This window comes from Pseudomonas sp. RIT357 (genome assembly GCF_000632245.1).
Lineage (GTDB): Bacteria > Pseudomonadota > Gammaproteobacteria > Pseudomonadales > Pseudomonadaceae > Aquipseudomonas > Aquipseudomonas sivasensis.
In genome coordinates, this window is record NZ_JFYX01000002.1 from 168,883 (window position 1) to 192,543 (window position 23,661).

Genomic DNA, 23,661 nt, shown 5'->3' on the forward strand with positions numbered 1-23,661 from the left:
ATGAAAAAAGCGAATGGAAGATCGCTCTCCCATTCGCCGCATGACACACCGCCGTCGCCCAAGCCTTCTAACTCTTCCGGCGACGGCGGTGCCAAATTCTGCGCAGCGTCGTATCGCCTGTCAACGCGGCGACCTTGCACGTTTAACCCCACGAGAACCTCCAGATGCGCCACGCCGGCAACGAAACCCTGGCCGCCCTCACGGCCTATAAAAGTGGCTTCTTCAACATCGGCCTGTTCTCGGCGGTGATCAACCTGCTGATGCTGGCCCCGGCGCTTTACATGTTGCAGGTGTACGACCGAGTGCTGGCTTCGGGCAATCAGATGACCCTGTTGATGCTGACGCTGATGATCCTCGGCCTGTTCGGCCTGATGGGCGCATTGGAGTGGGTGCGCAGCCAAGTGGTGATCCGCCTCGGCACGCAGATGGACATGCGCCTGAACCAGCGGGTGTACGACGCCGCGTTCGAGGCACAACTCAAGGGCGGCACCCAGGCGGCGGGGCAGGCACTGAATGACCTGACGACGCTGCGCCAGTTCGCTACCGGACAGGCGTTGTTCGCGTTCTTTGATGCGCCGTGGTTTCCGGTGTACCTACTGGTGATCTTCCTCTTCCATCCTTGGCTCGGAATGCTGGCGCTGGGCGGCGCGGTGATTTTGATCGCGCTGGCGTGGATCAACCATCATGTGAGCCAGGCGCCGATGGCCCAGGCCAGCCAACTGTCTATCAGCGCGAGCCAGCAAGCCACCGCCAACCTGCGCAATGCCGACACCATCGAAGCCATGGGCATGCTTGCCACGTTGCGCGGGCGTTGGTTCAACCAGCACCAGGCGTTTCTCGCGCAGCAGAACCTGGCGAGTGAAAAGACCGCCGCTGTCAGTGCCTGGTCCAAGGGCGTGCGCCTGGCGTTGCAGTCGCTGGTGCTGGGCCTGGGCGCGTTGCTGGCGGTGCAGGGCGACATCACGCCGGGGATGATGATTGCCGGTTCCATTCTGATGGGCCGGGTGCTCACCCCCATCGACCAACTGATCGGCGTGTGGAAGCAATGGGGCTCGGCGCGCCTGGCCTTTGATCGGCTATCGAAGATGTTGGCGGACAACCCCGCGCGCCCGGCGCGCATGAGCCTGCCGGCGCCCAAGGGGCAATTGAGCGTCGAGCAACTCAGCGCCTGCGCCCCCGGCAGCCGTCGGCCGGCGTTGGCTAATCTGGGCTTCAACCTGCCAGCGGGTGACGTGCTGGGGGTGATCGGGCCGTCAGGCTGCGGCAAGTCAACCCTGGCGCGGGTGCTGGTGGGCGCCTGGGCTCCACTGGCCGGCAAGGTGCGCCTGGACGGCGCCGACCTGACCCAATGGGACAAGCAGCAACTCGGCCCGCACATCGGCTATCTGCCCCAGGACATCCAACTGTTTGCCGGCAGCATCGCCGACAACATCGCGAGGTTTACCGAGCTGGATGCCGACAAGGTCCTCGCCGCCGCGCAGATGGCCGGCGTACACGACCTGATCCTGCAACTGCCCCAAGGCTATGACACGCAGTTGGGTGAGGGCGGCGCAGGCTTGTCCGGCGGCCAGAAACAACGGGTGGCCCTGGCGCGTGCGCTGTACGGTTTGCCCGCGCTGATCGTGCTGGATGAACCCAACGCCAACCTCGATGAAGTGGGCGAGCAGGCCCTGCTCCAGGCCATCGCCCAGCTCAAGCAGCAGCGTCGCACCGTGATCCTGATTACCCACAAAGCCAATGTGCTGAGCCTCACTGACCAATTGCTGATCCTCAAGGACGGCCAGTTGCAGGCCTTCGGTCCAACGGCGCGGGTGTTGGAGGCGCGGCAGAAACCGGCAGTCAGCAAACCGGTGTCGACCATGAGCATGAGTTACCGCCTCGGCGAAGGAAAACAGGCATGAGCATGAGCAAACCGATGCTGATCAGCGACGCATCCCATAACGTGCTGGCGCTGGATGACAAAAAATATTCGCGCCTGGGCTGGCTGCTGGTGCTCGGCGGATTTGTCGGGTTTATCGGCTGGGCTGCGCTGGCCCCCCTGGACAAGGGCGTCGCGGTGTCGGGTAAGGTGATGGTTTCGGGCCATCGAAAAACCGTTCAGCACCCTACCGGCGGCATCGTCGAGCGTATCGAAGTGCGCGACGGTGAGGTGGTCAACGCCGGCCAAGTGTTGCTGCGCTTGAAAGAAACCCCGTTGCGCGGGCAGATGCAGTCGCTGCGCAGCCAGTACCTCGCGTCCTTGGCCACCGAGGCGCGGTTGAATGCCGAAAGCGAAGGGTTGTCTGCGATCACCTTCGGCCCTGAACTGCTGAATGAGCCGCAGGCGACCAACACCCTGAATCTGCAACGGCAACTGTTCAACAGCCGCGCCCAGTCGCTGGCCACCGAGCAACAAGGCCTGCGCGAAACCATCGCCGGGGCCGAAGCGCAGTTGCGCGGCACGCGGGATTCCCAAGCGAGCAAACTGCAGCAACGGGCGGCGCTCAATGAGCAACTGCAAGGCCTGCGCGAACTGGCGCGGGACGGTTATATCCCGCGCAATCGCCTGCTCGACAGCGAGCGCCTTTACTCGCAGATCGACGGCACCATCGCCGAGGACTATGGCCGCATCGGCCAGTTGCAGCGTCAGGTTTTGGAGCTGCGCCTGCGTATCCGCCAGCTCGGCGAAGACTTCCAGAAAGACCTGCGCAGCCAGTTGGCCGAAACCCGCACCCGCAGCGACGACCTGCGTAATCGCCTGGCGTCGGCCGAGTTCGAACTGGCCAACAGCGTGGTCCGCGCCCCGGCGTCCGGCGTGGTGGTGGGGTTGGACGTGTATACCGAAGGCGGCGTGATCAAGCCCGGTCAGGCGCTGATGGACATCGTGCCCCAGGGCGAGCCGCTGTTGGTGGAAGCGCGGGTGCCGGTGCAGATGGTCGACAAAGTGCACCCCGGTTTACCGGTGGAACTGCTGTTCTCGGCCTTCAACCAGGCCACCACGCCGCGGGTGGCGGGTGAGGTGACATTGGTATCCGCCGACCGCCAGGTCGATGAACGCACCGACGAGCCTTATTACACGTTGCGTGCCCAAGTCAGCACGGCGGGTATGCAGCAACTCGCCGGCGCACAGATCCGCCCCGGCATGCCGGTGGAAACGTTCATAAAGACCGGTGAGCGGTCGATGCTCAACTACCTGTTCAAACCTTTGCTGGACCGCACCCATATGGCCTTGGTGGAAGAATGAAGGCGCTGCTGTTTACCTTGTGCGTGAGCTTTACACCGGCTGCGCAGGCCCTGGGGTTGTTGGATGCGTACGACCTGGCGCTGCGCAATGACCCGACTTTTCAGGCCGCCATCCAGGCGCGTGAGGCCGGTGAAGAGAATCGCGTGATAGGTCGGGCGGCGTTGCTGCCGAATCTGTCGTGGAGCTACAACAATTCGCGCAACGAGTCGCAGGTGACCGCAGGTGATGTCACCAGCGACCGCGACTACCGCAGCTATGCCTCGACCCTGACCTTGCAGCAACCACTGCTGGACTACGAAGCCTACGCGCGGTTTCGCCAAGGCACGGCCCAGGCGCTGATGGCCGATGAGCGCTTTCGCGGCAAAAGCCAGGAACTTGCGGTGCGGGTACTCAGCGCTTATAGCCAGGCGTTGCTGGCCCAGGAACGCATCGAGTTGAGCCGCGCGCAGAAACGCGCATTTGCCGAACGCCTGCAACTCAACGATCGCCTGCTCAAAGGTGGCGAGGGGACACGTACCGATGTGCTGGAAACCCAAGCGCGCCTAAGCCTGGCCCAGGCTGAAGAAATCGAATCCCTGGATGCCCAGGACAGCGCCCTGCGAGAGTTGGAAGCCATCGTCGGCCAACCGCTGCAGATCGAAGAGCTGGCGCCGCTGACCCGTCAATTCGATATCCCGCCCCTGGAGCCGAACCGTTTCGAGACCTGGCGGGAAATGGCAATGGCCAACAATCCGGAGCTTAAATCCCAGCATCACGCGTTGGACGTGGCGTCCTACGAAGTGGAGCGCAAACGCGCCGGGCACATGCCCAAGGTCAGCCTGTACGCCAGCAGCCGCCAGACCCGTTCCGATTCGGAAAGCAGCTACAACCAGCAGTACGACACCAACAGCGTCGGCATTCAGGTCAGCTTGCCATTGTTTGCCGGCGGTTCGGTGTCGGCTTCTACTCGTCAGGCGGGCAATCAGTTGAGCCAGGCCCAGTACGAACTGGACGCGCAAACCTCGGCCACGCTGGTGGAGTTGCGCAAGCAGTTCAACCTCAATACCAGCGGCGCGGCAAAAGTGCGGGCTTATGAAATGGCCGTCAGCTCCGCCACGGCACTGGTCACCGCGACGAAGAAAAGCGTCAGCGGTGGCGAGCGCGTTAACCTCGACGTGCTCGACGCCGAACAGCAACTGTTCACCGCCCGCCGCGACCTGGCGAACGCTCGACATGCGTATTTGCTGGCCAGGATTCAGTTGAAGTATTACGCGGGACTGCTCAGCGAGCAGGACTTGCGGGCGTTGGCGGGGTATTTCCAACCGTCGGCCTGACAACGCTATTTGCCAATACACCAAGCCAATGTGGGAGGGGGCTTGCCCCCGATAGCAGTGCGTCAATCAGCAAACCTTCAACTGACCCACCGCCATCGGGAGCAAGCCCCCTCCCACATGTTGAACTGCTACCAGCCTTGGAATTACCGACGAGTCAGCAACACCCCGGATTCCATATGGTGCGTCCACGGGAACTGGTCAAACATCGCGCATTGCGTAATGCGGTGCGTGTCATGCAACTGCGCAATGTTCGCCGCCAACGTCTCCGGGTTGCAGGAGATGTAGAGAATGTTGTCGAAGCGACGGGTCAATTCGCAAGTGTCCGGGTCCATGCCGGCCCGGGGCGGGTCGACGAAGACGCTGCCGAATTCGTAGCTCTTCAGATCGATGCCCTGCAGGCGACGGAACGGGCGCACTTCATTCAGCGCTTGGGTGAGTTCTTCGGCAGAGAGTCGCACCAGCGTGACGTTATCTACCGCGTTTTCATCGAGGTTGCTCAGGGCCGCATTCACCGAGGTCTTGCTGATTTCGGTGGCCAGCACTTTGCGTACGCGGGTGGCGAGCGGCAGGGTGAAGTTGCCGTTGCCGCAGTACAGCTCCAGCAAGTCATCCGGGCGATCGCCCAAGGCTTCGTATGCCCAGTTGAGCATCTTCTGGTTCACCGTGCCGTTGGGCTGGGTGAACGCGCCTTCGGGTTGGCGGTAGCTGAAGGTGCGCCCGCCCACATCGAGTTTTTCCACCACGTAGTCGTGGCCGATCACATCGCGCTTGCCCTTGGAGCGGCCGATGATGCTGACATTCAAATCAGCTGCCAGCTTGTTCGCCGCCGTGTGCCAATGCTCGTCCAGCGGGCGGTGATAACACAGGGTAATCATCGCATCGCCGGCGAGGGTGGTGAGGAACTCCACTTGGAACAGCTTGTGGCTCAGGGCGGCGCTGGCTTGCCAGGCGGCCTTGAGTTGCGGCATCAACTGATTGATGCGTTGGCTGGCAATCGGGAATTCTTCGATCAGGATCGGCGTGCGCTTGTCGTCCTGGGAGAACATGGCGTAGTGGCGATCTCCGCCTTCGCGCCACAGGCGGAACTCCGCCCGCAGGCGGAAGTTCTGCAGCGGTGAGTCGAATACCTGTGGCTCGGGCGCGTCGAACGGCGCCAGCAGGTCACGCAAGCGCGTGACCTTGTCTTGCAGTTGAACGGTGTAGCTTGTGGCGTCAAAAGTCATGCGTTGAACCAGCCCAGCTTGATCACGAACAGAATCGACAGAATCACCAGCGCTGGGTTCAGCTCACGGTAGCGGCCCGAAAGCAGCTTGATGGCGGTCCAGGCGATGAAACCGAAGGCGATGCCGTTGGCAATGGAGTATGTGAAGGGCATCGCCAGGGCGGTGACCACCACCGGCGCTGCAACAGTAATGTCATCCCAGTCGATTTCTGCCAGGCCCTGGGTCATCAGCACCGCCACGAACAGCAGTGCCGGCGCCGTGGCAAACGCCGGTACGCTGGCGGCCAGCGGCGAGAAGAACAGCGCCAGCAGGAACAGGATCGCCACCACGATGGCGGTCAAACCGGTACGGCCACCGGCGCTCACGCCCGCGGCGGATTCGATGTAGCTGGTGGTGGTCGACGTGCCCAGCAGCGAACCGGCCATGGCGGCGGTGCTGTCGGCGATCAGGGCGCGGCCCATTTTCGGCATGTGGCCGTCCTTGCTCATCAGGCCGGCGCGCTTGGCGACGCCGATCAGGGTGCCGGAGTTGTCGAACAGGTCAACGAACAGGAACGCGAAGATCACACTGACCAGGCCGATGTCCAGTGCGCCTTTGATATCCAGCTGCAGGAAGGTTGGGGCCAGCGAAGGGGGCATCGAGGTCACGCCGCCAAACGGGGTCACGCCCAGGACGATGGACGCGATAGTGACCGCAAGAATGCCGATCAGCACCGCGCCGCGCACGGCCAGGGCTTCCAGTGCCACGATCAGCACAAACCCGAGGGTGGCGAGGATCGGGGCCGCTTTTGTCAGGTCGCCCAGGCCTACCATGGTGGCCGGGTTGCTCACCACGATTCCGGCGTTGTGCAGGGCGATCAACGCCAGGAACAGGCCGATACCGGCGGCAATCGCCGAACGCAGGGGAAGCGGGATGGCGTTGATGATCCACTCACGGATGCGGAAGATCGACAGCAGGAAGAACAGCACCGCCGAAATAAACACCGCACCCAGCGCCACTTGCCAGGTGTGGCCCATGTGCAGCACCACGGTGTAGGTAAAGAAGGCGTTGAGGCCCATGCCCGGCGCGAGTGCGATCGGGTAGTTGGCGATCAGGCCCATCACGGTCGAGCCGATGGCCGCCGCGAGGCAGGTCGCGACAAATACCGCGCCCTTATCCATGCCGGTTTCGCCGAGGATGCTCGGGTTCACGAACAGGATGTAGGCCATGGCCAGGAATGTCGTGATGCCCGCGAGAATCTCGGTGCGCACGTTCGTGTTGTGTGCCTTGAGTTGAAACAGCTTTTCCAGCATGCCTGCTCCCTGTGACGCTATCTTGCGTCGTGATTTGTTGACCTCTAAGTCAAAGCACAAACTGCGCCAAACGCCTGTGGTTTCAGAGAGGATCGGAAAAAGCGGCGCATCATACCAGCAGCCGAGGCTGTATGGCGCATGGCCTTGAGGCATACTGCGCCGACGTTCAATACCGGGTCACCGACAGCATGAAAAAAGCCAACGCGTGGAGTCTAGCCCTGATCCCTTGTCTCGGCCTGTGGCTGGGTGCGGCACCGGTCTGGGGCGCGACTGCACCGGCCTTGAGCGAAGTGCGCGTGTTCAGGGTCGAATCGGCCAAGTGCACCGAAACCATTCCAGAGCGCACCAGCACCACGCAGATGTGCACGCACCGAGGGCCGACCAAGGTGTCGGTGATGGAAGTGGGCCTGGGTAACAACCCGGTCGGCCTCTTCAACGGCGCGGTGCTCAACGGTCAGCGCACGCCGGTGTGCCAGGTCGGCAACGTCAGCCAGGCCTGCGCTGGCGGGGGCACCTTGATGGGCTACATCTATGTGTTTGACCTGAATGTGGAAGCCCAGGGCTGGTTCGAATACAGCAACTCATCGATCAATCCCCCGCGAAACACCTTGAAGACCCTGCTCAATATCCGCTGATCAATCATCTTGAACGCTCAAAACCCCGGGAAGTCGTACCCCTGAGACGGCGACTTTCCTGAACGCCGCGGATGTACACCAACCCGTGAGGTGTTTATGAGCGCGACCCCCAATGGCGCGGCGGCCCAACCGTTCGTCGCCCACTCCATACGCTTGACCCTCAATGGCCAGGATCGTCAGTTGGACGTATTGCCCTGGACCACGTTGTTGGACTTGCTACGGGAACAACTCGACCTGGTCGGCAGTAAAAAAGGCTGCGACCACGGCCAATGTGGTGCCTGCACCGTCCTGCGCGATGGCAAGCGCATAAACGCCTGCCTGACCCTGGCCGTGATGTGCGATGGCGCCGAGCTGACCACCATCGAAGGCTTGGCAACGGGCGACCAGTTGCACCCCATGCAGCAAGCCTTCATCAAACACGACGCCTTCCAGTGCGGCTACTGCACGCCGGGCCAGATCTGCTCCGCCGTCGGCCTGGCCAATGAAGGCCGTGCCCACGACACTGCACAAATCCAGGAATTGATGAGCGGCAACCTGTGCCGCTGCGGTGCCTATACCAATATCCGCGATGCCATCAAAGACGGCCTGGGAGGTGAGCAATGAATCCCTTCCACTACAGCAAACCTGTCGACGTACAGGAGGCCGTGCACCTGACCAGCGGCGCATCGCGTTTTATTGCCGGTGGTACGAACCTGTTGGACCTGATGAAAGAAAACATCAGCCGTCCCGAACACCTGATCGATATCACCGGCCTGCCACTGCATGGAATTGAAGAAACCGCCGATGGCGGCCTGCGGATCGGCGCGCTGGTGAGCAACGCCGATCTGGCCTGGCACCCGTTGATTGAAGAGCGTTACCCGCTGCTGTCCCAAGCCATCCTCGCAGGTGCTTCGCCGCAACTGCGCAACATGGCCAGTACCGGCGGTAACTTGCTACAGCGCACCCGTTGCTACTACTTCTACGACGCCACGGTGCCGTGCAATAAACGCGAACCCGGCAGTGGTTGCCCGGCCCGCAGCGGGTTGAACCGTATCCATGCGATTCTTGGCGCCAGCGCGCAGTGCGTGGCCACTCATCCGTCGGACATGTGCGTCGCCTTGGCTGCGTTGGAGGCGCGGGTGCATGTGGAGGGACGCGGCGGCGCACGGGTCATCGAGTTCGCCGACTTCCATCGTCTTCCTGGCGATACGCCGCAGCGCGACAATCTGCTGGCCGACGATGAGCTGATCACTGCAATTGAATTGCCCGCCGACCATCTGGCACGTCACAGCCACTATTTGAAGATTCGCGATCGCGCGTCTTACGCGTTTGCCTTGGTCTCAGTCGCCGCCGCCCTTGAACTGGACGGCGACACTATCGTTGACGCTCGCCTGGCCCTCGGCGGCGTGGCCCACAAACCCTGGCGTGACCGCGCGGTAGAGGCCGCGCTGATTGGTCAGACCGTCAGCCGCGAAACCTTCAGCAACGCCGCCGACGTGCTGCTGCAAGACGCCGAGCCGCTGGAACATAACGGCTTCAAGATCAAGCTCGCGCGCCGCGCAATTATCCGCGCGCTGAGCGACGCCGCCGTTGCAGGAGAACAGCCATGACCGCTATCGGTAAACCCTTGAACCGTGTCGACGGTCTGCTCAAGGTCACAGGCCAGGCGCGGTACGCCGGTGAGTTTCCTGAGGCTGGCCTGCTTCATGGCAGCGTGGTGTCCAGCACCATCGCCAAAGGCCGTGTTATCAACATCGACGCGTCCAAAGCGTTAGCGCTGCCGGGTGTGGTGGATGTTATCCATCATCTCAACCGCCCGAAAATCGCCAGCTATGACGACGCCTTCGCCGATGACGATGCGGCGGATGGCTCGCCGTTTCGGCCGCTCTACAACGACCGCGTGCTCTACAGCGGCCAGCCCCTGGCATTGGTCATCGCCGATAACCTGGAGTTGGCGCGACACGCCGGCTCGCTGGTGCATATCGACTATGAGTGCGAGGACTTCGAGACCGATCTGCTCGCCCAGCAGGAACTGGCCTATCCCTCGCCGCAAACCCCGCCCAAGCCGCGCGGCAACTTCCAGGCTGAATGGTCCGGCGCGGCCATCAGCCTCGATCTGCACTACAGCACCCCCATCGAACACCACAACCCCATGGAACCCCACGCCAGCACCGTGCTGTTTCAGCCGGATGGCACCCTGCATATCCACGACAAGACTCAGGGCCCGCAGAACTGCCAGGCCTATGTGCAAAAAGTCTTCGGCCTGGATAAAAGTCAGGTGCGCATCTTTGCTGCGTTCGTCGGGGGCGCCTTCGGCTCTGGTCTGCGCCCGCAGTACCAATTGCCTTTGGCGGTGATGGCTTCTCTGGCGCTCGAGCGTTCGGTGCGGGTCACCCTGACGCGCCAGCAGATGTTCACCTTTGGCTACCGGCCGCGCACCCTGCAGCGTTTGCAGATGGGCGCCGCCGCCAACGGCCGTTTGCTGGCGCTGGGGCATACCGCGATTGGCCAGACCTCGCGCTTTGAGGACTTCAGTGAACACGTGGTGGAATGGAGCGGCATGCTCTATCACTGCGACAACGTGCAGCTTACTTATAAGTTGGTGCCGCTGGATGTCTTCACGCCCCTGGACATGCGCGCGCCAGGCGCCGCGTTGGGCGTGATTGGCCTGGAATGCGCCATGGATGAACTGGCCTGCGCCCTGGGCATGGACCCGGTGCAACTGCGGCTGATCAACTACGCCGAACGCAACCAGAACGAAGATAAACCCTGGTCGAGCAAAGCCCTGCGCGAGTGTTACCGCGAAGGCGCCGAGCGTTTCGGCTGGAAGCAGCGCAACCCGGAGCCGCGCAGCATGCGCGACGGCCGCCAGTTGATCGGTTGGGGCATGGCCGGCGGGGTGTGGGAGGCCATGCAAATGAAGGCCAGCGCCAAGGCGCGTATCGATTCGCTGGGCAAATTGACGGTCAGTAGCGCCACCACCGACATCGGCACCGGTACGTACACGGTGATGACCCAGATCGCGGCCCAGGCCAGTGGCGTGGCTGTCGACGATGTCAATTTTCTACTCGGTGACTCGTCTTTACCCACCGCGCCGTTGCAGGGTGGATCGTTTACCGTGTCCTCAGTGGGCACTGCCGTGCAGCAAGCCTGCGAAGCGTTGACGGCCAAACTGCTGAGCATTGCCCGCCAGACTTACCCGGTGTTCAAGGACGCCGAGTCCGTTCGCTTTGAAGACGGCCAACTGCACACCGGTGACGTGAGTGTGTCGCTGGCGCAGTTGGTCAAGGACAGTGGCGAAGACGCATTGGAAGTGCAGGTCGACAGCGAGCCGGACAAAAAACGCGAGGGTTACGCCACCGCCACCCACTCGGCGGTGTTCGTCGAGGTCCAGGTGGACGAAGACCTGGGAACAATCAAAGTGCGGCGTGTGGTCAGCGCGATTGCGGCCGGGCGTGTGGTCAATCCGAAGATGGCCCGCAGCCAGATTCTCGGCGGGGTGGTGTGGGGAATCGGCATGGCATTGCACGAAGAAACCCAGATCGACCATCAACTGGGGCGCTACATGAACCACAGCCTGGCCGAGTACCACATCCCGGTGAATGCCGATATCGGCGAGATTGACGTGGTATTTGTCGAAGAGCACGACGAGATCGTCAATGCACTGGGTTCCAAGGGTGTTGGCGAGATCGGCATTGTCGGGGTAGCGGCGGCGGTAGCCAACGCGATTTACCATGCCACCGGCAAGCGGGTGCGGGAGTTTCCGATCACCCTGGATAAGGTGCTCTGACGCGGTCCAGCAAACATTGAAGATCCAAACGTGGGAGGGAGCTTGCTCCCGATGGCGGAGTTTCAGTCCAAGCATAAGTTGGCTGATCCACCGCTATCGGGAGCAAGCCCCCTCCCACATTGACCTTATTGCCACATTGAATCACGCAGCGGGCTTGATGCTTTCCTCCACCGGCACATGCATACGATCCCGATTCGCCAGTGTCGGGAACAATTTTATCCACACTCCGGTTACCACCAGCGTACCGATTCCGCCCATGACCACGGCGGGCACGGTGCCGAACCAGTGCGCAGTGATACCGGACTCGAACTCGCCTAACCACCGGCAAGCGGGTGCGGGAGTTTCCGATCACCCTGGATAAGGTGCTCTGACGCGGTCCAGCAAACATTGAAGATCCAAACGTGGGAGGGGGCTTGCTCCCGATGGCGGAGTTTCAGTCTAAGCATAAGTTGGCTGATCCACCGCTATCGGGAGCAAGCCCCCTCCCACATTGACCTTATTGCCACATTGAATCATGCAGCGGGCTTGATGCTTTCCTCCACCGGCACATGCATACGATCCCGATTCGCCAGTGTCGGGAACAGTTTTATCCACACTCCGGTTACCACCAGCGTACCGATTCCGCCCATGACCACGGCGGGCACGGTGCCGAACCAGTGCGCAGTGATACCGGACTCGAACTCGCCTAACTGGTTGGACGCGCCGATAAACAGCCCGTTGACCGCACTGACCCGGCCGCGCATTTCATCCGGCGTCTCCAACTGCACGAAGGAGGCGCGAATGACCATGCTGATCATGTCCGCCGCGCCCAGCACCACCAGCACTGCCAGGGAAAACCAGAACGAGGTGGACAGGCCGAAAGCAATGGTCGCCACGCCGAACACGCCGACAGCGGTGAACATTACCCTGCCAACTTTGCGGTCCACCGAAAAGCGCGCCAGCCACAACGACATCAACAGTGCGCCCACCGCCGGTGCCGAACGCAACAGGCCCAGGCCCCAGGCGCCGGTCAGCAGGATGTCCTTGGCGAACACCGGCAGCAACGCGGTGGCGCCGCCCAGCAGCACGGCGAACAGGTCCAGGGAAATAGCGCCGAGGATGTCCGGGCGGCTGCGGATAAAACGGATGCCGGCCAGCAGCGAATCCAGGGTGGCCTTGCCTTTGTTCAGCGGGGTCTGGCGGGCGGGCAGGTTGAGGGTCAGCACGCAGGCGATGATGTACAGCACCACCGTGGGGCCATACACCCAGACGCTGCCGAACGCATAAAGCAAACCGCCGAGCGCCGGGGCGACGATGGTGGCCAGTTGCTGGGCCGACTGTGAAGACGCCACCGCACGCGGGAACAGCGCACTGGGCACGATGCTCGGCAGCAGCGCCTGGGTGGTGGGCAATTCAAACGAGCGCGCGGCACCGAGCAGGAAGGCGAGGATAAAAATCATCTCGCGGGTCACGTTGCCGGTCAGGCCGCCGATGGCCAGGGACAGGGCAATCAGCGCCTGTACGGTCTGGCAGATGGCTGCGACTTTGCGCCGCTCGTAGCGGTCGGCCACGTGTCCGGTGTGCAGCATGAACAGCACCCGTGGCACGAACTCCACCAACCCGACCAGACCCAAGTCCAGCACATTGCCGGTCAGTTGGTACAGGTTCCAGCCGATGGCCACGGTGAGCATCTGGAAGCCGCTGGCGGTGAAAATCCGTGCCAGCCAGAACGCGATGAAAGGGCGGTGATGACGCAACAGCAACACGGGTTCACTAGGCATCGGGAATTCGGGTCGAGGCGAGAGGGAGCCGCGAGATTAGCATTAAGTTGTAACAGATAGTTGCTAGAGCTGGGCTGAGGCAGTCTGTCACGCGGCAAAAGACCACATAACTGGACACAGAAAATGGGACTACTCTTTCAGTAATGCTTGATCCAGATCAAAACCTCCGTGGGGATTGATCTGGCGGCCGCAAGGCCAGAATCCCTACGTGGCTGGTAAAAAAAGAAACGAATTGAAATTCGCCACACTCCATATCCGTGGGGGCAGTGGGTGCAGGCTTCCGCCAGCAGCCGGTATTACCTGACAGAGGAAGACTTATGTTCGGTTTGGAGGCGCTAGATCTCGCCCGAATTCAATTCGCGTTCACCATCTCGTTCCACATCCTGTTCCCGGCGATCACCATCGGCCTGGCCAGTTACCTCGCGGTGCTGGAAGGCTTGTGGCTCAAGACCCACAACGACACCTACCGTGACCTCTACCATTTCTGGTCGAAGATCTTTGCGGTCAACTTCGGCATGGGCGTGGTCTCGGGCCTGGTCATGGCGTATCAGTTCGGCACCAACTGGAGTCGCTTCTCGGACTTTGCCGGCGCCGTCACCGGGCCGCTTCTTACCTACGAAGTGCTCACCGCCTTCTTCCTTGAGGCCGGTTTCCTTGGGGTGATGCTGTTCGGCTGGAACAAGGTCGGGCGCAAGCTGCACTTCTTCTCCACCGTGATGGTGGCCGTGGGCACGTTGATCTCGACCTTCTGGATTCTGTCGTCCAACAGCTGGATGCAGACGCCACAAGGCTTTGAAATCATCGATGGCCGGGTGATTCCAACCGACTGGTTCGCCGTTGTCTTCAACCCATCGTTCCCTTACCGCTTGGCGCACATGGCCACAGCGGCCTTTGTTGCCACGGCCTTCTTTGTCGGCTCCTCGGCGGCGTGGCACCTGCTGCGCGGCAAGGACAACCCGGCGATCCGCACAATGCTCTCGATGGCGATGTGGATGGCGCTGATCGTGGCGCCTATCCAGGCGGTGATCGGTGACTTCCACGGCCTCAACACCCTGAAGCATCAGCCGGCAAAAATCGCGGCGATTGAGGGCCACTGGGAAAACAAAGGCAATGAGCCGACCCCGCTGATTCTGTTTGGCTGGCCCGACATGAAGGCCGAAAAAACCAAATACGCGGTGGAAATTCCTTACCTGGGCAGCCTGATCCTGACCCACTCCCTGGACAAACAAGTGCCAGCGCTCAAGGAGTTTCCGCCTGAGGACCGTCCCAATTCGACCATCGTGTTCTGGTCGTTCCGGGTCATGGTCGGCCTGGGTTTCCTGATGATCTTCACCGGTCTGTTCAGCCTGTGGCTGCGTCGCGGCGACAAGATGTATACGTCCAAACCGTTCCTGTACCTGGCGCTGTGGATGGGCCCGTCCGGCCTGATCGCGATTCTTGCCGGTTGGTTCACCACCGAAATCGGCCGCCAGCCGTGGGTGGTCTACGGGTTGATGCGCACGGCGGACGCTTCATCCGGGCATAGCCTGGCGCAGATGACGATTACCCTGGTGTTGTTCGTGGTGGTGTACTTCGCGCTGTTCGGCGCCGGGTTGGGCTACATGATGCGCCTGGTACGCAAAGGCCCTGTGACCCACGAAAGTACTGAACCGACCCACGGTGGCCCTGGCCAGAAACGCACACCGGCCCGTCCGTTGTCGGCTGCCGATGACGGCAACGATGACGACCACGTCGACATCCAGCACAAGGGGCATTGAGATGGGTATTGATCTTCCGCTGATCTGGGCCGTGATCATCATCTTCGGCATCATGATGTACGTCGTGATGGACGGCTTCGACCTCGGCATTGGCATCCTCTTCCCGTTTATTCCGGGCAAAGTCGACCGCGACGTGATGATGAACACCGTCGCCCCGGTTTGGGACGGTAACGAAACCTGGCTGGTACTCGGTGGCGCAGCGTTGTTTGGCGCCTTCCCGCTGGCCTATTCGGTGGTGTTGTCGGCGCTATACCTGCCGCTGATCCTGATGCTGATCGGGCTGATCTTCCGTGGCGTGGCCTTCGAGTTCCGTTTCAAGGCCAAGGACCACAAGCGCCACCTGTGGGACAAGGCGTTTATCGGCGGTTCGCTGACGGCCACGTTCTTCCAGGGCGTAGCGTTGGGGGCGTTTATCGACGGGATTCCGGTGGTGGACCGCCAGTTTGCCGGTGGCTCACTGGACTGGCTCACACCGTTCACGATGTTCTGCGGCGTGGCGTTGATCGTGGCCTATGCCTTGCTCGGCTGCACCTGGTTGATCATGAAAACCGAAGGCCCGTTGCAGGAGAAGATGCACAACCTGGCGCGGCCCTTGGCATTCGTTGTGTTGGCGGTAATTGGCATCGTCAGTATCTGGACGCCGCTGGCGCACCCGGAAATCGCGACGCGCTGGTTCACCCTGCCGAACCTGTTCTGGTTCCTGCCGGTGCCGATCCTGGTGCTGGTGACCATGTACGGGTTGATCCGCGCGGTGGCGCGTAATGCCCACTACACGCCGTTCCTGTTGACGCTGGTGTTGATTTTCCTCGGCTACAGCGGCCTTGGGATCAGCCTGTGGCCGAACATCATTCCGCCTTCCGTATCGATCTGGGACGCGGCCGCACCGCCGCAAAGCCAGGGTTTCATGCTGGTGGGTACGCTGTTCATTATCCCGTTCATCCTGGGCTACACCTTCTGGAGCTACTACGTGTTCCGCGGCAAGGTCACCCACGAAGACGGCTATCACTAGGAGGGTTGTGGCATGTCCGGCAAACCTACGTTGCACGAGATTGAAGAGGGCGAGAAACAGCCGTTGTGGCGGCGTCTGGGGTGGCTGGCGATGATCTGGACCGGCAGTGTGCTGGCACTGTTCGTCGTGGCCAGCCTGATGCGCATGTTCATGAATGCGGCCGGCCTGACCACCCACTGACATCCCGATCCGGGCTTTGCGGCCCGGTTTTCAAGCCCTGCTTTTTCCTTTGGAAAGGCAGGGCTTTTTTTATTTGCGCGCTTTGAGGATGACGAATTTCGGCGTGGCGGCCACTTGCTCGACACCGCGGAACAGTCGCGCCAATTTGCTGTGATAACCCAGGTGGCGGTTGCCGACTATATAAAGCGCGCCGCCCACCACCAGCGCTTCCCGCGCTTGCTGGAACATGCGCCAGGCGAGGAAGTCGCCGACCACTTGTTGTTGGTGGAACGGTGGGTTGCACAGCACCACATCCAGAGAGTCCGAGGCCTGGCCGGCCAGGCCATCGGCAGCACGCACGGTCACCTCCCGTTCGCCGAGGGCGGCTTGCCAGTTCTCAAGGGCTGATTGCACGGCCATGTACGACTCGTCGAGCAAGGTGTAATGGGCGTCCGGGTTTTGCAGCGCGCTGGCAATCGCCAGCACGCCGTTGCCGCAGCCCAGGTCCGCGACGCGCGCACTGCCCAGGCCTTTGGGCAGGTGCGGCAGGAAGGCGCGGGTGCCGATGTCCAGGCCTTCACGGCAGAACACGTTGGCGTGGTTGAGCAGTTCGATAGCGGGAGTTTCAAGCTGATAGCGCGTTGGGTAGGGCGAGACTGCCGCGGGGCGATCTTCTAGAGTGGCAATCAGCAACCGTGCCTTCTTTACCGCAAGGGAGGCGTGCATCGGCCCGATGTAACGCTCCAGCAACTCACCGGCCGCACGGGGCAGGTGCTTGACCATCGCCCCGGCGATGACCTCTGCGCCCGGTGCCAGTTGGCCTTGCAGGCGGATCAGCTGTTCTTCCAACAGTGCCAGGGTTTTGGGGACGCGGATCAGGACTCGGTCGAAAGGGCCGGTCGGCACTTGGTGGGCAGGCACGAAAGTCACGCCATCAAACGCCTTGCCATTGCGTACCAGGTTTTTCTCCAGGCCCTGGGCGGCGAGAAACGAGTCGCCGCTGGAGGTGACCTGCATCTGGCCTTCAAGACTGGCCGCCAAGGCACCGAAACTATCATTGAGTACCAGCACGCGCGTCGCTGCACTCGGCTGTTGTCCGGCCAGGTGGCTGAGCAGGTATTCGTCGGCCGCATCGAAGGCTTGCAGCGGATCGTTATGTTGCTCTGGCTGGCGGATCAGATCGAGCTGGGCGAAGGGGCTGTCGAGCAGGGGCATGGCGGGGGAGGCTCTGGGTAATCGATGGGCGGCGGCAGTGACCTGCGCAACCGTCTGAGTGAACTACAGGCGGGCCCCCAAGGGGCCCTGCACTCAGAATTGGGCGTAAATGTTACTTTTTTTCTACGGGGATTACATGCGGTGTTTCAAGGGCGGTTAAAACAGCCCTGCTTTCGAGGCACAGAGCACGGCGGCGATCTTGTTGTTGACCCCCAGCTTTTTGAAGCAACTGCAGATGTGAAAGCCCACGGTACGTTCGGAAAGGCACAGGATGGTGGCAATGTCTGCGGCAGTTTTGCCCATGGCTGACCATTTGAGGATTTCGGTCTCGCGCGAGGTCAATTTTTTCGCAGGGTTGATGCTGGGGCTGGCCGCGTAAGTCTGCGCCACGGCCGCATGCATCGCATGGCAAAGCCACAGGACCTGGCCAGCTTTTTCGTAGAGCTCTTCCGGAGTCACCGCACCTTTACTGCGACCCAGGGTAAGCATGCTGAACACACCCTGGAAATCATGCACTGCCTGGGTCCAACCCAGATGCACACCATACGACTGAGCCAAAGACCACAAGTTGGGTGAGTCTTTAAACGTTTTTTCCTCCCAGACGATGGGTAACACAGAGCTTTTGCAATGTTTCACCACGGGATCAACGTCAAAAAAGTGCGCCTGGTTGTAAAGGTTGTTCCACTCATCTGGATAGTTATTGAAGCGAACGGGCTTTGTTCGATTGTTGGGTAGGTGTGAACTCATCGTAAAGGAACAGTATTGAAAGCCGAGTGCGAAGGTGTGGTTGAGGGCTATCTCGAAAAGAGTGGTGGCCTCGCTTTCGCCTTCCAGTTTGGGAAGACGTGTGTTACGCCAGTTAACCATTGTTAACTCTCCATGTGGGGTCTACATGACATGGGATACCTCCTGAACTCCCAAATGCACGGAAAGGAGTGTAGGACAATACTTACGGTGCAAGAGGAAAATTTCGCTCTTGAACGCAGGGGGTTTAAGAAGATTTTTTAAGGACAGCAAAAGGGGTGTAACGGCGCTTAGTTGGTTTTTTTCGATTTTTTAGTGAGTTGAATGATCAACTTAGAGTGGGCTTGTAGCTAGAGCAGAGGGACTAATAGCCAATGGGTTTGATTGCCACCAAATTGCCACTACTTAGGGGCTGCGCGATGCCACTACAAACCACCGGTGTTTCCGTGCGCGACTTTGAGGGACACTAGGGCACCTGTAGAACGGAGCCCCCCATGACGGCCAGTGCTGAGAAATTTACCCGCCAGACCTTGCTCGATGTGCAATCGCTGACCCCCAGCCTGTTTACGCTGCGAACCACTCGCGACCCTGGGTTCCGTTTTACTGCGGGTCAGTTCGTGCGTCTGGGCGTGACCAAGGCGGACGGCACTATGGTGTGGCGTGCTTACTCGATAGTTTCCTCGCCGTTTGATGAGCACTTGGACTTCTTCTCGATTGTGGTCCCTGGAGGCGAGTTCACCAGCGAGCTGAGCCGCCTGCGCGTGGGCGATACCTTGATGGTGGAACGCCAGGCTACGGGGTTCCTGACCTTGAACCGGTTCGTCGATGGCCGTGACTTGTGGATGTTGGCGACAGGGACCGGAGTCGCGCCGTTTTTGTCGATCCTGCAGGACTTCGAAGTGTGGGAGAAATTCGAGCGGATCGTGCTGGTGTACAGCGCGCGGGAAGCCAAGGAACTGGCCTATCAATCGCTGATCAAGGAGCTGGGTGAGCGTGAGTACCTTGCCGAGTCCGCGCACAAACTGACCTACATTCCACTCGTTACCCGCGAGCACCATCCAGGCGCATTGAGTGGGCGCATTACTACCTCGATTGAAAACGGTGAGCTGGAGCGCGCAGCGGGTGTAGAGCTGAGCCCGGAGCATTCCCGCGTGCTGATTTGCGGCAACCCGCAGATGGTTGATGACACCCGCCAGTTGCTCAAGCAGCGTGACATGCAACTGAGCCTGAGCCGCAGGCCTGGGCAGGTGGCGGTGGAAAACTACTGGTAATAAAAAAGGCGCCTCAAGCAGGCGCCTTTTTTTAAGCCGATCCGGGTTAAAGCGGCTTGTCGTTCTGTGCCTTGAGCAGATCGCGGATCTCCCCCAGCAGCAGTTCTTCCTTGGTCGGCGTCGGCGGCAGGCTAGGTGCTACGGCCTCTTCGCGCTTGAGGCGGTTGATGGCCTTCACGCCCATGAAGATCGCAAAGGCGACGATGACAAAATCGATCACGCTCTGGATGAACTTGCCGTAGGCCAGCACGACGGCGGGAACATCGCCTTGGGCCGCCTTGAGGGTGACCGCCAGGTCACCAAAGTCCACACCACCGATCAACAGACCAATGGGCGGCATCACCACGTCGCCGACAAACGAGGAAACAATTTTGCCGAAGGCTGCGCCGATGATGATACCGACGGCCATGTCGACCACATTACCTTTGACCGCGAAGGCCTTGAACTCACTGATCACGCTCATAGGTTATTCCTTGTTACAGATGAGAAGGGTGAAGCACAGTGTAAGTCAGTCGTATAGGGCTTGTGCGACACAACTGTTAATACTGTTAATTTTAATCGACACATTAAAACGCAAATAGTTTGCAAAGTGCCACCAATCGCGCGCGAAATACTCGCTGTTTCAGTGGGTTACCACATTAATTTCTTAATCGCCCTGGTGGGGTTTTTCTATTTATCTTCTGACTCCCAGGTCACTAGCCTCTGGCAAGCACAACTGAATGTGCACTAAAAAAACCAGAGGAAACCTCGATGAACAACCCAATGAGCCGCAGTCCAGTGCTGGCGCGACATGCGCTGTTGCTGGCGACTGCCAGTCTGCTTTCTCTTTCGGTGCAAGCCGCCAACCTGACGCGAGATAACGGCGCGGCCGTCGGCGACAACCAGAATTCGCAAACCGCCGGCGCCAATGGCCCGGTGCTGCTGCAAGACGTGCAGCTCATTCAGAAGTTGCAGCGCTTCGACCGCGAACGCATTCCGGAGCGCGTGGTGCACGCCCGGGGCACCGGCGCCCACGGCACGTTTACGGTGACTGATAACCTGAGCGACCTGACCAAGGCCAAAGTTTTCGCCGCTGGCGAAGCCACCCCGGTATTTGTGCGATTCTCGGCCGTCGTTCACGGCAACCACTCCCCGGAAACCCTGCGTGACCCGCGCGGTTTCGCCACCAAGTTCTACACCGCTGACGGTAACTGGGACTTGGTCGGCAATAACTTCCCAACTTTCTTTATTCGTGACGCCATCAAGTTCCCGGACATGGTGCATGCGTTCAAGCCTGACCCGCGCACGAACTTGGATGATGACTCCCGTCGCTTTGACTTCTTCTCACATGTACCCGAGGCCACGCGCACGCTGACCGAGTTGTATTCGGACTCTGGCACGCCCGCCAGTTATCGGGAAATGGACGGTAATGGCGTACATGCCTACAAATTGATTAATACCAAAGGCGAAGTGCATTACGTCAAGTTCCACTGGAAGAGCCTGCAAGGCATTAAGAACCTTGATCCAAAGCAAGTCACCGAAGTGCAAGGTCGTGATTACAGCCATATGACTAATGACTTGGTCACCCATATCAACAAGGGCGACTTCCCCAAGTGGGACTTGTATGTGCAAGTGCTCAAGCCGGAAGACTTGGCCAAGTTTGAGTTCGACCCGTTGGACGCCACCAAGATCTGGCCGAACGTGCCTGAACGCAAAGTCGGGCAGATGGTGCTGAACCGCAATCCGGCGAACGTGTTCCAGGAAACCGAGCAAGTCGCCATGGCCCCGGCCAACCTTGTGCCCGGCATCGAACCGTCGGAAGACCGCCTGCTGCAAGGCCGGGTGTTTTCCTACGCCGACACCCAAATGTACCGCCTGGGTGCCAATGCACTGCAACTGCCGATCAATGCCCCACGGGTCACCGTCAACAACGGTAACCAGGACGGCGCGATGAACTTCGGCAAGACCACCAGCGGCGTGAACTACCAGCCAAGCCGCCTGGAAAACCGCGAAGAGCCGCAAACCGCGCGCTACAGCCAGACGGCACTGTCTGGTAGCACCCAGCAGGCGAAGATTCAGCGCGAGCAGAACTTCAAGCAGGCCGGTGATCTGTATCGCTCATACACCAAAAAAGAGCAGCAGGACTTGATCGACAACTTCGGCGGCTCACTGGCCACCACGGATGACGAGAGCAAGCACATCATCCTGTCGTTCCTCTACAAAGCGGACCCGGCATACGGCACCGGCGTGGCCAAGGTCGCGAAGGGTGACCTGGCCCGCGTCAAGGCGCTGGCTGAAAAATTGACTGACTGACATTGGTGACGGTCGACGCGCCGGTTCGGGCGTCGACCCATGGCAGGAGAAACCCATGCGTATTTCTATCGGTTTGCTGATGGCCATGCTGGCCTTTGTCGCCCATGCCGAATCCCCCGAACCGGCAGCACTCAAGGCACAGTTGCAGGATTATTACTTCGACGCCGCCCGCCGTGGCGACCTCGATATGCTCAACACCTTTATTGAGTCTGGCTACAGCCTCAACACCCAGGACGAAAAGGGCTACACCGCGTTGATCCTCGCCGCCTATCACGGCCAGGGCCGGTTTGTGGAGCGTTTGCTCAGTGCCGGTGCCGACGCCTGTGTACAGGACAAACGTGGCAACACCGCGCTGATGGGCGCGATCTTCAAAGGCGAGCTGAACATTGCCCAGCGCCTGCTGGCCACCGATTGCAACCCCGACCAACGCAACGGCGCCGGGCAGACGGCCGCGATGTATGCAGGCCTGTTCAAGCGCGTCGAATTGCTTGATGAATTGAAAGCCAAAGGCGCTGACCTCAACGCCGAAGACCCGATCGGCAACAGTGCTTCGCGATTGGCCAGCGGTGAAATCCGGACCCCGGCGCCGCGCTGAGCTATCATCGCGGTTTTTCGGTTGGAGGTTCTCAAATGGCAAAGGCCAAGCGCATGTACGGCTGCACGGAGTGCGGCGCGACCTTTCCCAAGTGGGCCGGCCAGTGCGGCGAATGCGGTGCGTGGAACACCCTGACCGAAACCATGATCGAAAGCGGCGGCGCTGCGGCGCCCACGGGCCGCGCCGGCTGGACTGGGCAGCAGGCGCAGATCAAGACCCTGGCCGAAGTCAGCGTCGAAGAAATCCCGCGTTTCTCCACCGCCTCAGGTGAACTGGACCGTGTGCTGGGCGGCGGCCTGGTGGACGGCTCGGTGGTGCTGATCGGCGGCGACCCTGGCATCGGTAAATCGACCATCCTCCTGCAAACCCTGTGCAGCATCGCCAGCCGCATGCCGGCGTTATATGTCACCGGTGAAGAATCCCAGCAACAAGTGGCCATGCGCGCACGCCGTCTTGGCTTGCCTCAGGATCAGTTGCGGGTCATGACCGAGACTTGCATCGAAAGCATCATCGCCACGGCCCGTATCGAAAAGCCAAAGGTGATGGTGATCGACTCGATCCAGACGATTTTCACCGAGCAGTTGCAATCGGCGCCGGGTGGTGTGTCCCAGGTGCGCGAAAGTGCAGCGCTACTGGTGCGGTATGCCAAGCAGAGCGGCACGGCGATCTTCCTGGTCGGCCACGTGACCAAAGAAGGCGCGCTGGCCGGGCCGCGAGTGTTGGAGCATATGGTCGACACCGTGCTGTATTTCGAAGGCGAGTCCGATGGTCGACTGCGCTTGCTGCGGGCGGTGAAAAACCGTTTCGGCGCAGTGAACGAACTGGGTGTATTCGCCATGACTGACCGGGGACTGAAAGAAGTCTCCAACCCTTCGGCGATTTTTCTGACCCGTGCCCAGGAAGAAGTCCCAGGCAGTGTGGTGATGGCGACGTGGGAAGGCACCCGACCGATGTTGGTGGAAGTCCAGGCATTGGTGGATGACAGCCATCTGGCGAACCCGCGCCGGGTCACGTTGGGGCTGGATCAGAACCGCCTGGCGATGTTGCTGGCGGTGTTACACCGCCATGGCGGCATTCCGACCCACGATCAGGATGTGTTCCTCAACGTGGTGGGTGGGGTCAAGGTGCTGGAGACCGCATCCGACCTGGCCTTGATGGCGGCGGTGATGTCCAGCTTGCGTAACCGGCCTCTGCCGCACGACCTCTTGGTATTTGGGGAGGTCGGCCTGTCCGGCGAAGTGCGTCCGGTGCCGAGCGGTCAGGAGCGCTTGAAGGAAGCGGCCAAGCACGGCTTCAAACGCGCGATTGTGCCCAAGGGCAACGCGCCGAAGGAAATGCCGCCAGGATTGCAGGTGATTGGGGTCACGCGCCTGGAACAGGCATTGGATGCACTTTTCGAATAAT

20 protein-coding genes and 1 pseudogene are annotated in these 23,661 nt (G+C 60.7%); 14 read left to right on the forward strand and 7 right to left on the reverse strand.

Annotation, left to right across the window (positions count from 1 at the left end):
- The first annotated feature begins 164 nt into the window (after positions 1-164).
- Genes BW43_RS23445 through BW43_RS23435 form a run of 3 tightly spaced genes read left to right on the forward strand, consistent with a single transcriptional unit; the run spans position 165 to position 4,536 of the window.
- Complete coding sequence (locus BW43_RS23445; RefSeq protein WP_032884650.1) at positions 165-1,901, forward strand: type I secretion system permease/ATPase; 1,737 nt, start codon at positions 165-167, stop codon at positions 1,899-1,901.
- A 2-nt stretch (positions 1,902-1,903) separates the two neighbouring features.
- The gene (locus BW43_RS23440) at positions 1,904-3,223 is read left to right on the forward strand and encodes an HlyD family type I secretion periplasmic adaptor subunit (RefSeq protein ID WP_155989937.1); all 1,320 of its coding nucleotides are present in this window, start codon (positions 1,904-1,906) and stop codon (positions 3,221-3,223) included.
- Positions 3,220-4,536, forward strand: a complete 1,317-nt coding sequence (locus BW43_RS23435) for a TolC family outer membrane protein (RefSeq protein ID WP_032884652.1) — start codon at positions 3,220-3,222, stop codon at positions 4,534-4,536. Before BW43_RS23440 ends, BW43_RS23435 begins: the two co-directional genes overlap by 4 nt.
- 143 nt (positions 4,537-4,679) lie before the next feature.
- Here the strand turns inward: BW43_RS23435 and trmA are convergent, their stop codons facing one another.
- Positions 4,680-5,759 (reverse strand): tRNA (uridine(54)-C5)-methyltransferase TrmA, encoded by a 1,080-nt coding sequence (trmA, locus tag BW43_RS23430; RefSeq protein WP_032884653.1) that lies wholly within the window; start codon positions 5,757-5,759, stop codon positions 4,680-4,682.
- Positions 5,756-7,051, reverse strand: a complete 1,296-nt coding sequence (locus tag BW43_RS23425; RefSeq protein WP_032884654.1) for an NCS2 family permease — start codon at positions 7,049-7,051, stop codon at positions 5,756-5,758. The genes trmA and BW43_RS23425 overlap by 4 nt, the downstream gene beginning before the upstream one ends.
- Positions 7,052-7,239: 188 nt before the next feature.
- Here BW43_RS23425 and BW43_RS23420 point away from each other — a divergent pair, with 188 nt between their 5' ends.
- From BW43_RS23420 to BW43_RS23405, 4 genes are all read left to right on the forward strand, one after another.
- A complete protein-coding gene (locus tag BW43_RS23420) occupies positions 7,240-7,686 on the forward strand; it encodes a DUF4879 domain-containing protein (RefSeq protein ID WP_032884771.1) in 447 nt (148 codons plus the stop codon).
- Positions 7,687-7,782: 96 nt separating this feature from the next.
- Positions 7,783-8,289: a (2Fe-2S)-binding protein gene (locus BW43_RS23415; protein ID WP_032884655.1), complete on the forward strand. Its 507-nt coding sequence runs from the start codon at positions 7,783-7,785 to the stop codon at positions 8,287-8,289.
- Positions 8,286-9,275, forward strand: coding sequence for a xanthine dehydrogenase family protein subunit M (locus BW43_RS23410; RefSeq protein WP_032884656.1), 990 nt, complete (start codon positions 8,286-8,288; stop codon positions 9,273-9,275). The genes BW43_RS23415 and BW43_RS23410 overlap by 4 nt, the downstream gene beginning before the upstream one ends.
- Positions 9,272-11,455: a xanthine dehydrogenase family protein molybdopterin-binding subunit gene (locus tag BW43_RS23405; RefSeq protein WP_032884657.1), complete on the forward strand. Its 2,184-nt coding sequence runs from the start codon at positions 9,272-9,274 to the stop codon at positions 11,453-11,455. Before BW43_RS23410 ends, BW43_RS23405 begins: the two co-directional genes overlap by 4 nt.
- A gap of 141 nt (positions 11,456-11,596) precedes the next feature.
- Here the strand turns inward: BW43_RS23405 and BW43_RS28720 are convergent.
- Positions 11,597-11,785, reverse strand: a pseudogene (locus BW43_RS28720) (MFS transporter); the annotation flags it as partial.
- A gap of 182 nt (positions 11,786-11,967) precedes the next feature.
- A complete protein-coding gene (locus BW43_RS23400) occupies positions 11,968-13,215 on the reverse strand; it encodes an MFS transporter (protein ID WP_032884658.1) in 1,248 nt (415 codons plus the stop codon).
- Positions 13,216-13,532: 317 nt separating this feature from the next.
- Here BW43_RS23400 and BW43_RS23395 point away from each other — a divergent pair, with 317 nt between their 5' ends.
- Genes BW43_RS23395 through BW43_RS28105 form a run of 3 tightly spaced genes read left to right on the forward strand, consistent with a single transcriptional unit; the run spans position 13,533 to position 16,161 of the window.
- Entirely contained in the window at positions 13,533-14,972 is a 1,440-nt protein-coding gene (locus BW43_RS23395) for a cytochrome ubiquinol oxidase subunit I (protein WP_032884659.1), read from the forward strand.
- Between the two features lies 1 nt (position 14,973).
- The gene (gene cydB / locus BW43_RS23390) at positions 14,974-15,981 is read left to right on the forward strand and encodes a cytochrome d ubiquinol oxidase subunit II (protein WP_032884660.1); all 1,008 of its coding nucleotides are present in this window, start codon (positions 14,974-14,976) and stop codon (positions 15,979-15,981) included.
- Between the two features lie 12 nt (positions 15,982-15,993).
- Positions 15,994-16,161, forward strand: coding sequence for a DUF2474 domain-containing protein (locus BW43_RS28105; RefSeq protein ID WP_081797589.1), 168 nt, complete (start codon positions 15,994-15,996; stop codon positions 16,159-16,161).
- A 69-nt stretch (positions 16,162-16,230) separates the two neighbouring features.
- On the opposite strand, the gene BW43_RS23385 is transcribed toward BW43_RS28105, so the two are convergent.
- Positions 16,231-17,355, reverse strand: a complete 1,125-nt coding sequence (locus BW43_RS23385) for a class I SAM-dependent methyltransferase (RefSeq protein ID WP_032884661.1) — start codon at positions 17,353-17,355, stop codon at positions 16,231-16,233.
- A 156-nt stretch (positions 17,356-17,511) separates the two neighbouring features.
- Positions 17,512-18,222 (reverse strand): LuxR family transcriptional regulator, encoded by a 711-nt coding sequence (locus BW43_RS23380; RefSeq protein WP_032884662.1) that lies wholly within the window; start codon positions 18,220-18,222, stop codon positions 17,512-17,514.
- Positions 18,223-18,593: 371 nt separating this feature from the next.
- On the opposite strand from BW43_RS23380, the gene BW43_RS23375 reads away from it, so the two are divergent.
- Positions 18,594-19,370 carry a ferredoxin--NADP reductase gene (locus BW43_RS23375; RefSeq protein WP_032884663.1) on the forward strand — a complete coding sequence of 259 codons (777 nt, stop codon included), beginning with the start codon at positions 18,594-18,596 and terminating at the stop codon, positions 19,368-19,370.
- A 46-nt stretch (positions 19,371-19,416) separates the two neighbouring features.
- On the opposite strand, the gene mscL is transcribed toward BW43_RS23375, so the two are convergent.
- Positions 19,417-19,833 carry a large-conductance mechanosensitive channel protein MscL gene (mscL, locus tag BW43_RS23370; RefSeq protein ID WP_032884664.1) on the reverse strand — a complete coding sequence of 139 codons (417 nt, stop codon included), beginning with the start codon at positions 19,831-19,833 and terminating at the stop codon, positions 19,417-19,419.
- A 287-nt stretch (positions 19,834-20,120) separates the two neighbouring features.
- Between mscL and katB the strand changes: the two genes are divergently transcribed.
- From katB to radA, 3 genes are read left to right on the forward strand one after another with little or no spacing between them, the layout of a single operon-like run.
- The gene (gene katB / locus BW43_RS23365; RefSeq protein WP_032884665.1) at positions 20,121-21,662 is read left to right on the forward strand and encodes a catalase KatB; all 1,542 of its coding nucleotides are present in this window, start codon (positions 20,121-20,123) and stop codon (positions 21,660-21,662) included.
- A 55-nt stretch (positions 21,663-21,717) separates the two neighbouring features.
- On the forward strand, positions 21,718-22,257 hold the full coding sequence (locus BW43_RS23360; RefSeq protein WP_032884667.1) for an ankyrin repeat domain-containing protein: 540 nt from the start codon (positions 21,718-21,720) through the stop codon (positions 22,255-22,257).
- A 35-nt stretch (positions 22,258-22,292) separates the two neighbouring features.
- Entirely contained in the window at positions 22,293-23,660 is a 1,368-nt protein-coding gene (radA, locus tag BW43_RS23355) for a DNA repair protein RadA (RefSeq protein WP_032884669.1), read from the forward strand.
- The last annotated feature ends 1 nt before the right edge of the window (position 23,661 follow it).

Coding starts and splice junctions, on each gene's coding strand:
- BW43_RS23445 (WP_032884650.1), top strand. CDS start 165: ATGCGCCACGCCGGCAACGAAACCCTGGCCGCCCTCACGGCCTATAAA.
- BW43_RS23440 (WP_155989937.1), top strand. CDS start 1,904: ATGAGCAAACCGATGCTGATCAGCGACGCATCCCATAACGTGCTGGCG.
- BW43_RS23435 (WP_032884652.1), top strand. CDS start 3,220: ATGAAGGCGCTGCTGTTTACCTTGTGCGTGAGCTTTACACCGGCTGCG.
- trmA (WP_032884653.1), bottom strand. CDS start 5,759: ATGACTTTTGACGCCACAAGCTACACCGTTCAACTGCAAGACAAGGTC.
- BW43_RS23425 (WP_032884654.1), bottom strand. CDS start 7,051: ATGCTGGAAAAGCTGTTTCAACTCAAGGCACACAACACGAACGTGCGC.
- BW43_RS23420 (WP_032884771.1), top strand. CDS start 7,240: ATGAAAAAAGCCAACGCGTGGAGTCTAGCCCTGATCCCTTGTCTCGGC.
- BW43_RS23415 (WP_032884655.1), top strand. CDS start 7,783: ATGAGCGCGACCCCCAATGGCGCGGCGGCCCAACCGTTCGTCGCCCAC.
- BW43_RS23410 (WP_032884656.1), top strand. CDS start 8,286: ATGAATCCCTTCCACTACAGCAAACCTGTCGACGTACAGGAGGCCGTG.
- BW43_RS23405 (WP_032884657.1), top strand. CDS start 9,272: ATGACCGCTATCGGTAAACCCTTGAACCGTGTCGACGGTCTGCTCAAG.
- BW43_RS23400 (WP_032884658.1), bottom strand. CDS start 13,215: ATGCCTAGTGAACCCGTGTTGCTGTTGCGTCATCACCGCCCTTTCATC.
- BW43_RS23395 (WP_032884659.1), top strand. CDS start 13,533: ATGTTCGGTTTGGAGGCGCTAGATCTCGCCCGAATTCAATTCGCGTTC.
- cydB (WP_032884660.1), top strand. CDS start 14,974: ATGGGTATTGATCTTCCGCTGATCTGGGCCGTGATCATCATCTTCGGC.
- BW43_RS28105 (WP_081797589.1), top strand. CDS start 15,994: ATGTCCGGCAAACCTACGTTGCACGAGATTGAAGAGGGCGAGAAACAG.
- BW43_RS23385 (WP_032884661.1), bottom strand. CDS start 17,355: ATGCCCCTGCTCGACAGCCCCTTCGCCCAGCTCGATCTGATCCGCCAG.
- BW43_RS23380 (WP_032884662.1), bottom strand. CDS start 18,222: ATGGTTAACTGGCGTAACACACGTCTTCCCAAACTGGAAGGCGAAAGC.
- BW43_RS23375 (WP_032884663.1), top strand. CDS start 18,594: ATGACGGCCAGTGCTGAGAAATTTACCCGCCAGACCTTGCTCGATGTG.
- mscL (WP_032884664.1), bottom strand. CDS start 19,833: ATGAGCGTGATCAGTGAGTTCAAGGCCTTCGCGGTCAAAGGTAATGTG.
- katB (WP_032884665.1), top strand. CDS start 20,121: ATGAACAACCCAATGAGCCGCAGTCCAGTGCTGGCGCGACATGCGCTG.
- BW43_RS23360 (WP_032884667.1), top strand. CDS start 21,718: ATGCGTATTTCTATCGGTTTGCTGATGGCCATGCTGGCCTTTGTCGCC.
- radA (WP_032884669.1), top strand. CDS start 22,293: ATGGCAAAGGCCAAGCGCATGTACGGCTGCACGGAGTGCGGCGCGACC.